Annotated in this window: 13 protein-coding genes; 6 read left to right on the top strand and 7 right to left on the bottom strand. The window is 35.8% G+C overall.

The annotated features are described in order from the left end of the window. Positions 1 to 309: 309 nt before the first annotated feature. On the top strand, positions 310 to 1,104 hold the full coding sequence (gene pcaU / locus ACK2M2_RS14070) for an IclR family transcriptional regulator PcaU (RefSeq protein ID WP_419349448.1): 795 nt from the start codon (positions 310 to 312) through the stop codon (positions 1,102 to 1,104). 694 nt (positions 1,105 to 1,798) lie between these two features. Here the strand turns inward: pcaU and ACK2M2_RS14065 are convergent. The 7 genes from ACK2M2_RS14065 to ACK2M2_RS14035 form a co-directional block, all read right to left on the bottom strand. Further along, positions 1,799 to 4,000 carry an OsmC domain/YcaO domain-containing protein gene (locus tag ACK2M2_RS14065; RefSeq protein WP_419349446.1) on the bottom strand — a complete coding sequence of 734 codons (2,202 nt, stop codon included), beginning with the start codon at positions 3,998 to 4,000 and terminating at the stop codon, positions 1,799 to 1,801. 325 nt (positions 4,001 to 4,325) lie between these two features. After that, entirely contained in the window at positions 4,326 to 4,913 is a 588-nt protein-coding gene (locus ACK2M2_RS14060) for a TerD family protein (protein ID WP_409512661.1), read from the bottom strand. Positions 4,914 to 4,930: 17 nt separating this feature from the next. After that, on the bottom strand, positions 4,931 to 5,647 hold the full coding sequence (locus tag ACK2M2_RS14055; RefSeq protein WP_409512662.1) for a TIGR00266 family protein: 717 nt from the start codon (positions 5,645 to 5,647) through the stop codon (positions 4,931 to 4,933). Positions 5,648 to 5,860: 213 nt separating this feature from the next. Then, complete coding sequence (locus ACK2M2_RS14050) at positions 5,861 to 6,439, bottom strand: TerD family protein (RefSeq protein WP_409512663.1); 579 nt, start codon at positions 6,437 to 6,439, stop codon at positions 5,861 to 5,863. A gap of 2 nt (positions 6,440 to 6,441) precedes the next feature. After that, positions 6,442 to 7,542, bottom strand: coding sequence for a DUF475 domain-containing protein (locus tag ACK2M2_RS14045; protein WP_419349443.1), 1,101 nt, complete (start codon positions 7,540 to 7,542; stop codon positions 6,442 to 6,444). 16 nt (positions 7,543 to 7,558) lie between these two features. Beyond that, entirely contained in the window at positions 7,559 to 8,134 is a 576-nt protein-coding gene (locus ACK2M2_RS14040; protein ID WP_409512665.1) for a TerD family protein, read from the bottom strand. A gap of 72 nt (positions 8,135 to 8,206) precedes the next feature. Beyond that, positions 8,207 to 9,406, bottom strand: coding sequence for a TerD family protein (locus ACK2M2_RS14035; protein ID WP_419349441.1), 1,200 nt, complete (start codon positions 9,404 to 9,406; stop codon positions 8,207 to 8,209). A gap of 328 nt (positions 9,407 to 9,734) precedes the next feature. Here ACK2M2_RS14035 and ACK2M2_RS14030 point away from each other — a divergent pair, with 328 nt between their 5' ends. Genes ACK2M2_RS14030 through ACK2M2_RS14010 form a run of 5 tightly spaced genes read left to right on the top strand, consistent with a single transcriptional unit; the run spans position 9,735 to position 14,750 of the window. Further along, complete coding sequence (locus tag ACK2M2_RS14030) at positions 9,735 to 10,742, top strand: ATP-grasp domain-containing protein (RefSeq protein ID WP_419349439.1); 1,008 nt, start codon at positions 9,735 to 9,737, stop codon at positions 10,740 to 10,742. 5 nt (positions 10,743 to 10,747) lie between these two features. Then, complete coding sequence (locus tag ACK2M2_RS14025) at positions 10,748 to 11,869, top strand: phosphoribosyltransferase domain-containing protein (protein ID WP_419349438.1); 1,122 nt, start codon at positions 10,748 to 10,750, stop codon at positions 11,867 to 11,869. Further along, positions 11,859 to 12,638 carry an HAD family hydrolase gene (locus tag ACK2M2_RS14020; RefSeq protein WP_419349436.1) on the top strand — a complete coding sequence of 260 codons (780 nt, stop codon included), beginning with the start codon at positions 11,859 to 11,861 and terminating at the stop codon, positions 12,636 to 12,638. Before ACK2M2_RS14025 ends, ACK2M2_RS14020 begins: the two co-directional genes overlap by 11 nt. Further along, positions 12,631 to 13,839, top strand: coding sequence for a cysteine protease StiP family protein (locus ACK2M2_RS14015; protein WP_419349435.1), 1,209 nt, complete (start codon positions 12,631 to 12,633; stop codon positions 13,837 to 13,839). Before ACK2M2_RS14020 ends, ACK2M2_RS14015 begins: the two co-directional genes overlap by 8 nt. Beyond that, positions 13,836 to 14,750 carry an HpcH/HpaI aldolase/citrate lyase family protein gene (locus ACK2M2_RS14010; protein WP_419349433.1) on the top strand — a complete coding sequence of 305 codons (915 nt, stop codon included), beginning with the start codon at positions 13,836 to 13,838 and terminating at the stop codon, positions 14,748 to 14,750. Before ACK2M2_RS14015 ends, ACK2M2_RS14010 begins: the two co-directional genes overlap by 4 nt. Positions 14,751 to 14,883 lie beyond the last annotated feature (133 nt).

Here is a 14,883-nt window from a genome sequence, read left to right as displayed (position 1 = left end):
GCAACTCCGTCTAGCCGTGCATCTCAAAACGGAACTCAATGAATTAATATTGAACTAAGAAAAATTTTACTCAATCCCGAGTAATTTCATTAGAATTCCTATCGATCATTTTTGTCGTTTTTTTAATATTCATCTAGTTTAAAAATGTGATACTGTTCGTTTATTAGGATATATGCTCGATGATCGAACAATTATTTTATTTTTATTCTAATCTTAATCATAATTTTGATTAGGCTGATTGTTGAACTATCTTCTGTTAATTAAATAAATTATGTTTAAGGTGAAAACGTGCAAAATGAAAATAAAAAAATGCTGATAAATATTGATAATCAAAAGCAAATACGTCATGAAGACTTTATTGCTGGTATTAGTAAAGGAATGGCAATACTAGAATGTTTTGGTCCAGAAAGACATCGTTTAAATGTCTCCATGGCAGCAGAGAAAACTGGATTAACTCGCGCTGCAACAAGAAGACATTTATTGACACTAGAATATTTAGGTTATCTGGATTTCGATGGTCATTATTATTATTTAACTCCTAAAGTATTAAAGTTTTCAGGTGCTTATTTGAGTGGTTCACAATTACCTAAAATTTGTCAGCCACTTTTAAATCTATTAACAACACAAACATCTCTTATTTTTTCAGTGATGGTACTGGATGGTTTTGAAGCAATCACCATTGCTCGAAGTGCTTCTCATCAACAAACAGATCGAGTAAACCCTTATGGTTTGCATTTGGGCAATCGTCTTCCAGCACATGCAACATCAGCTGGTAAAATATTACTTGCACATTTAGATATTGCGGAACAAATTAAATGGCTCGAAAAATATCCCTTAAAGCGTTTAACCAAATATAGCATCATTGATAACACTTCATTTTTATCCTTATTGGAAGCAGTAAAAGAACAAGATTGGTGTTATTCAAGTGAAGAGCATGAACTGGGTGTTCATGCATTGGCTGTTCCAATTTATGGCCCAAAGGGAAATATTGTTGCTGCACTCAATATAGTTTCTCCAACTGCAAGATCAACCAAAGAATATTTAATCCAACAAATTTTACCTTTACTTCAGGAAACAGCAAGGGAACTCAGGAATGTAATCTAATTTTTTCTACTTGAATCAAGCTTGTTATATAATATTCTCATTGATGCTAAGAGTTATTAGCTTTGCTTTATATCTATCAAATTTATTTTTTGTTTTTTACTTAACAAGGGAACAAACTTTTCGATTTTTAAGATGTTCTCATCTACTGAGTTATATTTTCGGTGGTGGTTCCAAAATTATACTGAAACAAAAACAGATTTAACTTTAATAAAATAGAGAAATACAAATAGTACTATAAATCAAATGTCCACCCTGTCTCAGTAACAACTGATTGGTAAGTTTTTCACAGTGGGTATATTAGGCGGAATAATTGTAGCATTTGGCATCGGATCTGATGTGGATTTAAGAGGAGTTAAAATTGTTCAAAATAGCTGACAAATTATTTTAAAACTATATAGATCATTTAAATGCATGAATTAAATCATTAAGGATATATAAAAATGTATCACTTAATTAATCTTCCACAAATTATAGAAATTGGAAAAAATCTAAGAATTAAGCTTTCGATTACAATATACTTGTAAGTGTAATTATTTTATGAAGTTTTTTATTTAAAAATTAAATTTTGCTTAGGCTATTTTATAGATGTATTTTTAATCATTCATTTTTAAAATGATCAAAATAAAAACCCATCCGTACATTTCATACCGATGGGTTTTTATTTTTCATTATTTAACCTGAGAATATATCTAGTTTAGTTTAAGCCAACTGCCTTAGCTCTCGCTGCATGTAATTTCTTATAGCTCTCAATCAAACGTAAATGACGATCAAGCCCTTCAAGTTGCATATTGGTTTCAGTTAAACCGTAGAAACGAATTGAACCATCCATTGAACCAATCACGGCGTCCATACGGTCATCACCAAACATACGACGGAAATTAATTTCGTAATCATTCAGATCAAGATCATCATCAAGTTCAACTTCAAGCACCACATTTAAACATTGATAGAATAATCCACGTTCAACAGTATTGGTGTTGTATTGTAAGAATTGTTCAACCAACTCTTTAGCTTCTTCAAAAGCTTGTAGCGCAATATAAATCAGTAATTTAAGTTCAAGAATAGTCAACTGCCCCCAAACCGTATTGTCATCAAACTCAATTCCGATCAAGGTCACAATATCGGTATAGTCATCAACTTCAACTTCTTCAAGGCGTTCTGCTAAAGCTTCGAGCTGCTCGTCATCTAAACGGTGTAAATTTAAAATATCTTCACGGAAGCCCAATGCCTTATTGGTATTGTCCCAAATGAGATCTTCAACCAAATAAATTTCTGAATAGTCAGGCACTAAGATACGGCAAGCAATTGCACCCAATTGATCATACACCGCCATATAGACTTCTTTGCTCATTTCTTTAAGAATACCGAACAGAGTTGCCGCTTCTTCTACATTGGAATTTTCACCTTCAGCAGTGAAATCCCATTCAACAAATTCATGATCAGCTTGAGCACTAAAGAATTTCCACGACACCACACCGCTTGAATCAATAAAATGCTCAACATAGTTATTAGGTTCAGTCACGGCGTTACTGCTAAATGTCGGTTTTGGTAGATCATTTAGACCCTCAAAACTACGACCTTGTAATAATTCCGTTAAACTACGCTCAATCGCTACTTCCATACTTGGATGTGCGCCAAATGAAGCGAATACACCGCCTGTACGTGGGTTCATCAGAGTCACACACATCACAGGAAATTCACCACCCAATGACGCATCTTTGACTAAAATCGGAAAGCCTTGCTCTTCTAAGCCTTTAATGCCTTCAACAATACTTGGATATTTTGCTAAAACTTCAGCAGGAACATCAGGAAGTGCGATTTCACCTTCCAAAATTTCACGTTTTACAGCACGTTCAAAAATTTCAGACAAACATTGAACTTGCGCTTCAGCTAAGGTATTCCCTGCACTCATACCATTAGACAAGTATAAGTTTTCAATTAGATTAGATGGGAAATAAACCGTCTCACCATCTGACTGACGAACAAATGGTAATGAACAAATACCACGTTCAGTATTGCCCGAATTGGTATCATATAAATGCGTACCGAGTAACTCATTTTCAGGGTTATAAATTTCTAAGGTATATTCGTCCAAAATTTCTTTCGGCAAAGCACCCTTTTTACCTGGCTTAAACCACTTCTCATTTGGATAATGTACAAATTCAGCATTGGCAATTTCTGTACCCCAAAACTGATCGTTATAGAAGAAGTTACAATTTAAACGCTCAATGAATTCACCTAGCGCAGAAGCTAAAGCACTTTCTTTGGTAGAACCTTTACCATTGGTAAAACACATTGGCGATTGTGCATCACGAATATGTAGTGACCATACATTTGGTACAATATTACGCCATGACGCAATTTCAATCTTCATACCCAAATTTGCCAAGATCCCCGACATATTGGCAATGGTTTCTTCTAAAGGTAGGTCTTTCCCTGCAATATAAGTACTGCTGTCTTGTGCAAGGCTCGGCATAAGCAAAGCTTGTGCATCAGCATCAATACTTTCAACTTCTTCAATCACAAACTCAGGATTATTCTGAATGACTTTCTTTACCGTACAACGGTCAATTGAACGCAAAATGCCTTGACGGTCTTTGTCAGAAATATCCGCAGGTAGTTCAACTTGAATTTTAAAAATCTGTTTATAGCGGTTTTCAGGATCAACAATATTGTTTTGTGATAAACGGATATTTTCTGTTGGAATATCACGCGCCGCACAATACACTTTCACGAAATAAGCGGCACATAGTGCAGAAGATGCTAAAAAATAATCGAATGGACCTGGTGCAGAACCATCGCCTTTATAACGGATCGGTTGATCGGCAATGACTGTGAAATCATCGAACTTAGCTTCCTGACGAAGATTGTCGAGATAATTAACCTTAATTTCCATACGGATACCTGAAATAGTATTATGTGTATATGAATTGACACATCAACGATGTAAATCTTGAGATAAGCCGAATCAAAGCATAAATAACTTAAAAAGCGCTTGGCATCAACAAGCAAAATAGGGCTTTAAACTGATACCAAAAATAATGGAACATATTATAAAGGCAAATGCCACTTTTGATAAAGTTTATGTACGCTTTCACTGCATTTAAAAAATAAAAAACTCAGTAAATTTATTTACTGAGTTTTTTAGGGTCTTATCTATTACAAGTAAACACTCTAGGGATTAAGAATAAAGCGCTACGTTTTTATGCAAACAGGCTTACTTATAAAACAGGTAGAATCGAAGGAATCATATCTTGAATCGTTTTACCATTACTGGTTTCACCAAGCGCAGACATTTTCCAAGCACCGTTATGACGATAAACTTTTGCAACAATCAGTGCAGTATAATTACCCTTCGCAGATAAATTATACTTTGCAATTTCAGTATTGCTAGTTGCATCCACTACACGACAAAATGCATTTTCAACGCTTTCAAATGTTTGTCCACGGAAACTACTAATGGTAAATACAATGGATTTCACTTGAGGCGGAACTTTAGTTAAGTCAACATGAATGACTTCATCATCACCATCACCTGCGCCTGTACGGTTATCGCCTGAATGCCAAATACTGCCATCTTTACTTTTTAACTGCCCAAACCAAACTGCATCGAGTGGTTGATTATTTTCATTAAAAAGAATAAGTGATGCATCTAAGTCGATTGAATCATCCCCGCCTTTAAACATACCAAAAAAGCCACCGCCACTTTTAGCTACATCCCAACCTGCGCCCAAATAAATCTGAGTTAATGATGACCCATCACCTTTTTCTAAAGAGATTTTTTGACCTTTAACTAAACTAATACCCATGAAATATATCCTCTGTTTTAATTGCTTCTATTTAAATTTAATGCTGATGCTAACCACGTCACATAGCTTTTTCGATTTCTCGAACAAATAATGACTTTACCATTACCTCGAAACTTCAAAACCATGCCTTCCCCACTGGTAAAACTATTGAGTAAATTCCCCATCATTCCTCTATTTTGTGAGCTTGGCATACCAATGTTATAACTTAAGGTCGAATCCCACGCCACAACATGACCATTATCAATGGTGGTTTCACCATTTTCAGTACTGACATCCACTTCCATAAGAGTTCCGCAGCCTGAAATACACAGTTGTCCTTGCCCTGAGGCTTCCATAATGACAAAACCACCAGTATCCCCAAAGAATCCACCGCCTAAATTGGTTTGAATCTTGGCTTTTACATTGACATGCTCTGTGGCTGCCACAAAGGCACCATCGGACAACACATATTGTCGTGGTCCAATATCTAAAAGTTGCATATCACCATCTAGGTTTGGTGAAAGTAGACATTGTCCATTGCCAAATGATGCTTTGATTTCCTGCTGAAATAGGGATTCACCTGTCGTAAAGCGACGCATGAAGGATTGAAATAACCCGCCACGTAGTTGCCCACCTAATTCAAGGTTCTGTTCAATCATGACCATTGCATCTGATTCACAATAGATTTTTTCACCTTGTACCAAATCTACCAATAGAAATGGCTCCGGACTGCCCACCAAATCAAATTTAGCCATGATTAATTCTCACTCTCAAATAATAATTTTTTGCTTGTGCTACTTTTAACCATATACATCCATTCAAAAAACAGTCCTGATTAATGCGGTTATCCCCCATAATCAATTGCCTGTTTTTATTTTAGTATTTGAAAATAATCTAATTTACTAAAACAAATAAAAATTACTTTCAAATACTAAAAGATTTATCTTTTAGTATTTGTATTCTAAACCTTAAACAGCAACGCCATAGTTCGCTGCAAGCGCACCTAAGCCACCATTAAAGCCTTGACCTACTGCTTTAAATTTCCATTCACCAGCGTGACGGTATAATTCACCGAAGATCATTGCAACTTCAGTACTACCATCTTCAGATAAGTCAAAACGAGCAAGTTCTTCAGCATTATTATCTTGGTTAATTACACGGATATAGGCTTTATCAACCATTCCGAAGTTTTGACCATTTTGCTGACCTTCATGGATAGTTACAGCAAATACAATTTTAGCTACATCAGCAGGAACTTTTGAAAGATCTACAGAAATTGACTCATCATCACCTTCGCCATCACCTGTACGGTTATCACCATTATGATTTACAGAACCACATGGAGAATTTTTTTGGTTGAAGAAAATAAAACCGCCATCTCCTAATACTTTGCCATTTTCGCCTGTTAAAAATGCAACTGCATCTAAATCAAAAGCTTTACCATCTGTCGCGCGTGGATTCCAACCTAAACCTAAATCGACTTTATTCATTGTCGGTGCAGTTTTAGACAGGTTGATATTGCCGCCTTTTGATAAATTAATTGCCATGTTTACTTTCCTTCTTCCATTGTTGATTCAATTGATTCTTGCTTTTTACTATATGAAATAGATGAAATAACAGCCCAAACGATGAAAGCAACACCGATTAAACCTGTAACAACCTCAGGAACATGAATGCCTGTACCACTTGCAATCATAATCAGTGCTAAAGCACCAATTGCATAGTGAGCACCATGTTCTAAAAACACATAAGCTTCCAATGTGCCTTTTTCGACCAAATATACTGTCATTGAACGCACGAAAATAGCACCAATGGCTAAACCTAGCATAATCACAACAACATCACTGGTGATTGCAAAAGCACCGATCACCCCGTCAAAACTAAAAGATGCATCGAGGACTTCTAAATATAAGAAACCACCAATACCACCTTTTACAATCGTACCTGTAACGGGTGCACCATTAGATTGTGGCTCATCGTCTTCATCATCATGCGAACTACCCTCAAGTAAATGTCCGAGTACTTGTACCCCAACATATACCACGATGCCCCAAATACCTGCCATAACAACAACAAGGCGTGACGTTTCTGCAACAAAACTCGCCATAACAAGAAGGATACAAAGTGAAATGAACACTGAAATCGCTTGGATATTGCCTAAATCGGCAAGTTTTGCTTCCAACCAATGAAACCAATGCTCATCTTTCTCATCATCAAATAAGAAGTTTAAGAACACCAATAATAAGAACATACCACCAAATGCTGCAATTTCAGCATGATGCGCCATCAGTTTTTCAGAATATGTCTTTGGATCATTTAAAGCGAGTTTAGCCACTTCAACCATACTCATATCGGCAGTCACACCAACAATCAGTAATGGGAAGACTAAACGCATACCAAAAACAGCGATCACAATACCGACGGTTAAAAACAATGTACGCCAAAAATGATTCCAATGTCGTAGTACAGAAGCATTGACAACAGCATTATCAAACGACAATGAAACTTCCATTACCGCTAGAATGGCTGTAATTGCGAGTACTTTGAACATACTCGCAATACCCGCCTCAGGGCCATGGGTAAAACCCCAATAGGCTGAAATCGCTAAACAGATAACAGAAAAAATGATTGAAAATCGGAAATGTTTCATTCAATAAACTCTCAGATTAAATGCTGATTCCAAATTGGCGACACATTGCCCCTAAACCACCTGCATAACCTTGACCCACAGCACGGAACTTCCATTCACCGTTATGACGATACAATTCACCAAAGATCATTGCTGTTTCAGTCGAGTAATCTTCATTTAAATCAAAACGTACAATTTCAGTATTACTTTGATCATTCACAATACGAATAAACGCATTTTGAACTTGACCAAAATTTTGACCACGGCTTTCACCTTCATGAATGGTCACTGTAATCGCAATTTTTTGTATTTCTGCGGGCACTTTGCTTAAGTCAATTTTAACGGACTCATCATCACCATCACCTGCGCCTGTACGGTTATCGCCTGTGTGTTCAACTGAGCCTTCTGGTGAACGTGTTTGGTTATAAAAAATAAAATCTGTTTCAGCACGAACTTTACCGCTTTCATTAAGTAAAAATGCTGAAGCATCTAAGTCAAAATCTACGCCATCTGTTGAACGTGCATCCCAACCTAAACCGACCAAAACATGTGTTAAATTTGGATCTGTTTTACTGAGTGATAAATTTCCACCCTTATTTAAAGAAATTGCCATTTTGTTGTCCTTCTAGAGTTTTACGTTTTTCAAATTTTACGAATGAATAGAATCAAGCTTGATCTATTAAAATTAGTCTTTGGAACCTTGAGTCCAATTAAAACCAAATCGATAATACTCATCTAAATACTTTTGGTCTCTAAAATAGCGCACTTCACGATTTGCTTGAATTGCACCATTAATATTGCGTAATTCTACAATAGCGCATGTTTTGAGTTGGTTACCATCTGTTAAACGGACTTCAATTTCAGATTGATTCGGTATTTTAATGGTGACAACACCATCTGTGGCAGCCCAATTTGCAGCCCCCTCATATATATAGGTATAGATGAGGATTCTTTCAATCTGTTCCCACTGATTTCCATTAATATGTAAGTTTTCACCATTTATGGATGATCCTGTACGATCATCAGCATCTAACTTGATAAATGGTCTAGCATCAAAATGTCCAAAACGATTACCTAATGATTGGACAAGATTAATCTCACCATTTTTAAATTGAATCATTGCACCCAAATCTAAATCAATAGAATCTGACCTTGTCAGTTTTTGAAAAAATGATGTTGATTTTGGAGAACTTTTATTCCAATTCAAATTGACAGAAATTTTACCAAAGCCCGAACCCTGTTTTGTTAGATTAATACTTGAATTATTTTTATCGAGTTTAATTTTAGATAAATTGATATTCGATGACGGTGTAGGTGTAGGTGTAGGTGTAGGTGTAGGTGTAGGTGTAGGTTGCTGAACATCTTGAGCAATCACAACACCAAAATTTTCAGATAAAGGTTTTAAGCCACCATTAAACCCCTGATCGACAAAGCGGAATTTCCAATGTCCTTTGTGTAAATATATTTCAGCCAAAATAAGGGCTTTTTCAGTTTTATTTTGCGTGTTTACTTGTGCAAATGCGATTTTTTGATTTGCGCCATACAGTTCAAGCTCAATTGGTTGCACTTGGCTCAACTGATATGGTTCATTTAAAGTCACACACAGTGCAATTTTCTGAATTTGTGCATCTATGCGTGCAGTATTAATTTTTATCTTAGTCAAATAAGGCGTTTTTGACGTTGACTCCATCAGTACAATACTTTGATTATGCGTTTGAGTCTGCCCATAAAAAATCATATCGTGATCGCCACGAACCTTTTGAGTATTTGCATCTAATAAATAAGCTGTAACATCTAATTCGAGTGCTGAAGAAAAACTCGTTTTAATCCAAATCTCAACTTCTTGCTCAGAAAGTTGAATATTACCGCCTGCAATTAACTGCATATCGCCCCCAAGAAAAAAATAATTATCACATCGTGATAAAATTTATATTTAAATAAAAAAATCTGTAAATTTAAAATAAATACGTTCGTGCTTCTTTAGTCATAAATCATTATAAGTAAAAAAATATTTAATCATGTTTTACCATAAAATAGCGTAATCTCAAGCACATAATGTGAGGATTTTGTTAATTTTCTATTTTTTAAACTACCTATAATTTTAAAATAATTCGTTCATATATAATTTTAATTTAAATGTTTTTAGAATTTTTACACTATAATATCGCACTGATTTTTTTATTTTTAACATTTATTCTGAGATTGAAAAAAACGTGCTACAGCAATATAAAATATGGATCGCAGAGTGCTACTCTTGTCAAATTGATATCATTGAATTACTCAACAATTCAAATTTATCCGACCAATTGATTGTTTATACGTCACACAGTCGTAATCGACCTGAACTCGTCAATTTAGAGCATTATTTTGAACAACCGAAAATTTCAGAAAGTGCGCCGTGGCTTTTGCAAAAATGTATTGAACACAACATTAACATTCTCTTTGCGGGTAAACATAGCCAGTATCTTGAATCCTTGCGTCCCGAGTTTGAAGCACATCAAATTACGCTGATTACAGGTGCCGTCAATCATGACTTCCACGATCTCATCAACAATAAATATCAGTTTACCCTCAAGTGTGAAGCTCAAAACTTACCTGCGATTCCTGCACGTTTAGCAAACTCGACTGAATCTTTGCAAATCGCTATTGACGAACTGCAACAGCAACATACTGAATTGTGTGTAAAACCTGTGTATGGCGTATATGGCGCAGGATTTTTACGCTTACAAAATCATGTGAATTATTTTAAGACTTTTGAGTCAGCATTTAAATGTAATACACAACAATTTATTGAAGCTTATAGTCAGCAAGAAAAACCCATTAAATATTTAGTGATGCCTTATTTAGCAGGTCGTGAATGTTCTGTTGATATTGCATGTAGCAATGGAAAAATTATTGCACAAGTCACACGTATTAAGCACGATTACTTTCAGGAGTGCTATTTAGAACATCCATGTCATCAAACGTGTATAGAACTCGTTGCGCTTTTCCAATGTGATGGACTGATTAATATTCAATTTAAACAAGATCAGGATTTAAATTGGCACATTTTAGAAATTAACCCTCGTCCTGCAGGTGGATTTGCCTATAGCAAACATACAGGCGTGAATTTAGTCGCAGAACTTTTTGCTGAAAAATTGAATTTGCAATTACAACGTAATGAACCACAATCTCCCGTAAAAGCTTTTCCGCTAAGCTATAGCGTTAAAATGGATCTCTGATTTAGATGAAAGAAATAGAATTAAGCCGTGGAAGTATCAATGTTCAAGTCCATCATCACCATGCAGAATGGAATTTAGATCGACTCCTCGATTTTGCTGAAAGAATTAATCCTAAAAGAGCTTTTTTATTTGTTTCCAAAGTTTTAGGAAAACATATCCCTGTTCCTCCATCACTAATGAAACGTAGCTACGAAGATTTAGCGGATTTAATTCCTAAAGATCTACAAGGTCCAATCTGTGTCGTGGGTATGGCTGAAACGGCTGTCGGCTTAGGCGCAGGTGTTTATCGTGAACTGAAAAAAGACTATGGGCAAAATGCCATCTTTTTAACCACAACTCGACATCCAGTTTCGACCTTACCGACCTTGGGTTTATTCTTAGAAGAACATAGTCATGCTCAAGATCAATTTATCTTAAGTAGCCATGATACTGAAAAACATCAAAAAGTCATTGATGCAAAAACATTAATTCTTATAGATGATGAAATTTCCACAGGAAAAACATTTAAAAACCTGATTGAGAGTTTACAGAAATCTGGCTTAAATCAAATTGAACGCATTATTTTGGTAACTTTGGTCAATTGGGCAACCGATCGCCTCAAAACTGATGATTTAGATATTCCAGTCGATGTGATTTCATTACTGCATGGAAACTGGAAATGGAAAGCCAATAATCGTCAAGTCAACCTTGAAACAGTCAATGTCAGTTCAACGCAACAACAAGCTGGTAAGATTATTGCACCAAGTGATTGGGGACGTGAACCGTGTTATTTAGAATGTTCCGCATGGGAAAATGTCAAAATTAACCGAGCAGGCGAGAAAATTTTAGTTTTAGGCTCAGGTGAGTTTAGTTGGATTCCTTTTTTAATCGCTGAAAAACTCGAACAACAAGGTGCTGAAACTTATTTCAGTTCAACCACGCGTTCACCGATTATGCAAGGTCATGCAATTCAAAGCATTTGCCATTTTCATGATAATTATGGGCTAAATATTTCCAATTTTGCCTATAACGTCAAACATCAAGATTTTGATCGTGTTCTTTTAGTGATTGAAACTGCAAAAGATAGTGTCGATCCTAGCCTATTTGAACAAATTAAAAATTTAGAAGTGATTAGCTATGAATCATAAGCCTCTTGTTTTTGTGGATTTAGATGACACACTGTTTCAAACACATCGTAAGCAACAACCGACTGAACAGCATAAAATTGCCACCACAGATAAACATGGTGAACCGCTGTCTTATATGAATCAAAAACAACATTTTTTTGTCAATTGGTTGCTTGAATCTGCGGATGTTGTTCCTGTGACAGCACGTTCTGTAGAAGGCTTTAAGCGTGTGCAGTTGCCCTTTCAATATGGTGCGGTTTGTTCACATGGCGGTACTATTTTAGACCATAACTTAAATGTTGATTTGGAATGGGTTGAAATTCAACAACAATCTGAACTCAAATTACATGATGCCTTGGTCGATTTAGCCGATGCCTTACATGAATATGCCAAAGATTTAGGTGAAGTTCGCACTTGGACATTGGTGGAGAATAATTTAGCCATTTATGCGGTTGCTAAACAAAAACAAGCTGGTGAATTATTTTTAGATCAACTGCTTGAAAAACTGCCTCAAAATATTCTTGATCAATGTTATGTGCATATTAATGGGAATAATCTCGCAATTATCCCTCATCATGTCAGCAAGAAAAGTGCTGTTGAATTTTATATCAATAAACACGATCCACAACGTGAACGCCCTATTTTAGGCTTAGGCGATAGCCTTTCTGATGCAGGATTTTTGACGAGCTGTGATTGGTACGGTATGCCGAAAAAAAGTCAACTTGATACATTTTTAAATACCAAACTCTCTCAAGATTTTGACACAAAAGGATATTTAGGTCATGTCTAATCTCTCTCATTTGGTTGAAAAAAGTCAAGTTGACGACATTGAGCGTGTGAAATCACCACTCAATGAAAAACTCACTAAATTAGGTTTTCACGGTTCATATCGCCCTGAAGATGTAACTTTTCTCATGCAAATTGATGATATTGCACCGACTGATGTCAAAGAAAAAGAGTATTTGATTCAATCGGGGAAAATGCATTATTCACAAATGATTAGTGTAGAAAATCCACCTTCTACAGCACAAATGCAACATTTCCAATATGCGTTTGAACAAGGCTCACAACGCCTCGCAGAAGAAGTACAAAAAATTGCCAATCAATTACTACAACGCTTTGAAAATCAACCTTTGGTATTGATTAGTTTAGTGCGTGCAGGCGTACCACTGGGCGTTTTACTCAAGCATTGCATTGAAAAAAAGCAAGTTTGCTATCATTACGGCATCAGTATTATTCGAGATCGAGGCATTGATTTTGGTGCATTACAAGCGATCATTTCGCAACATGGCGCTGAAAATATTGTCTTTGTCGATGGTTGGACAGGCAAAGGAGCGATTTGCAAAGAATTAACGCAAAATGTACAGCATATCCCTGAATTATTTGATGAAAATTGGCAAATTCCTCGTTTAGTCACTCTATCCGACTTAGGTGGTTATTCATGGCTAAGCGCAAGCAGTGATGATTGGCTGATTCCTTTTGGCATGCTCGGTTCGGTAATTTCAGGTTTAACCTCTCGAACTATTTTAAAGCAGCCTATTGCACTCGAAGAAGCTCAAAATGATTGTTATAATCCGCAAAAATGGCACAGTTGCCTAATCTATGACCACTTGAAGCCGTATGATTTATCAGTAGACTTTATTGAAAGAATACTGCAAAAAATCGATTTAAATCCACAAGTTGATACTGTAGTTTGGAACAATTCAATTCGCTTAAAGCAACAACAATTTTGTGCTGAAACCATTGAATGGATTAAAACAGAATATTCCATTTCCAATATTAATTACATCAAACCCAGTATTGCTGAAGCAACACGAGCAGTGCTGAGACGAGTGCCTGAAAAAATTCTCATTAAAGATGCAAACAATCCTCACGTTCAATTGTTATTACACTTTGCACGTGAACAAAATATTCCTGTAGATATTTTAGGTTCAAAATTAGGTCCTTATCATGCAGTCACACTGATAAAAAGAGTTGAGAAAAATCAATGAAAGCACTGCAACATGCGATTGAACTTGGCGCAACCATGTATATCCCTGCGACTCATGAGCAACTTTGGGAGGTCACACAAGGTGAAAAATTCTCATTCATTCAGTCTTTAGCAGTTTGTTTAGAAGATGCTGTCTTGGAAAAAGATGTACAGACCGCAATGGTCAATTTAAAACATTTACTGCAAAGAAGACTTGATGAACCAAATTTAAAAGCCCCTGCCATTTTTATTCGACCAAGAAATGTTGAAATGGCGAAACATATTGTCGATTGGAATCTAAACCAAACCTATAACGGCATGATTTTACCTAAGTTTAATATGGCAAGTTTACAAAACTGGATGGATATTTTACCTGCCAATTTACAATATATGCCGACACTTGAAACCAAAGAAATATTTGATGTCTCACATAATATTGAGCTCTATCAGGCACTCAAATATGATTTTCATAAAACTTTATGTTTAAGAATTGGTGGCAATGATCTGCTGTCATGCCTGAATTTACGCCGTCCAAAAAATACCACGATTTATCAGACTCCTGTAGGACTATTGATTTCACAACTTGCAGGATTATTCATTCCGAATGGATTTCAATTGAGTTCTCCTGTCTGTGAGCATTTTGAGAATATCCATTTACTCAAACAAGAAATTGAACAAGATATGAATAACGGGATTTACACCAAAACCGCTATTCATCCGAAGCAAATTGAACATATTCATCAATCTTTTCAGGTACAAGCTGAAGAATTTCAAGAAGCTCAATTGATTTTGGCACATGATGCAAAAAGTGTATTTAAAAGTCATGGCTCGATGATTGAACCTGCAACACATAAAAATTGGGCTGAAATGATTTTATTACGTTATAAAACCTTTGGCTTGGTAAAACCGCAGCATATGGCGAAATCAGTGTAAATGTAAATGGATTTATCCTTTTAGCGAAATTGTTAATTAAACAAATTAAGTTTTAGATATGAGTGTTCTCTTACCTTTCAGGAGGCTGAGTCGCACTGCTACGCAAGAGAGAGGTTTTTTATTTAAAGCTCTC

Origin of the sequence: Acinetobacter sp. TY1 (assembly GCF_048551395.1) — a bacterium.
Taxonomy (GTDB): Bacteria; Pseudomonadota; Gammaproteobacteria; order Pseudomonadales; family Moraxellaceae; genus Acinetobacter.
This window is presented reverse-complemented; position numbering and strand designations above follow the sequence as displayed.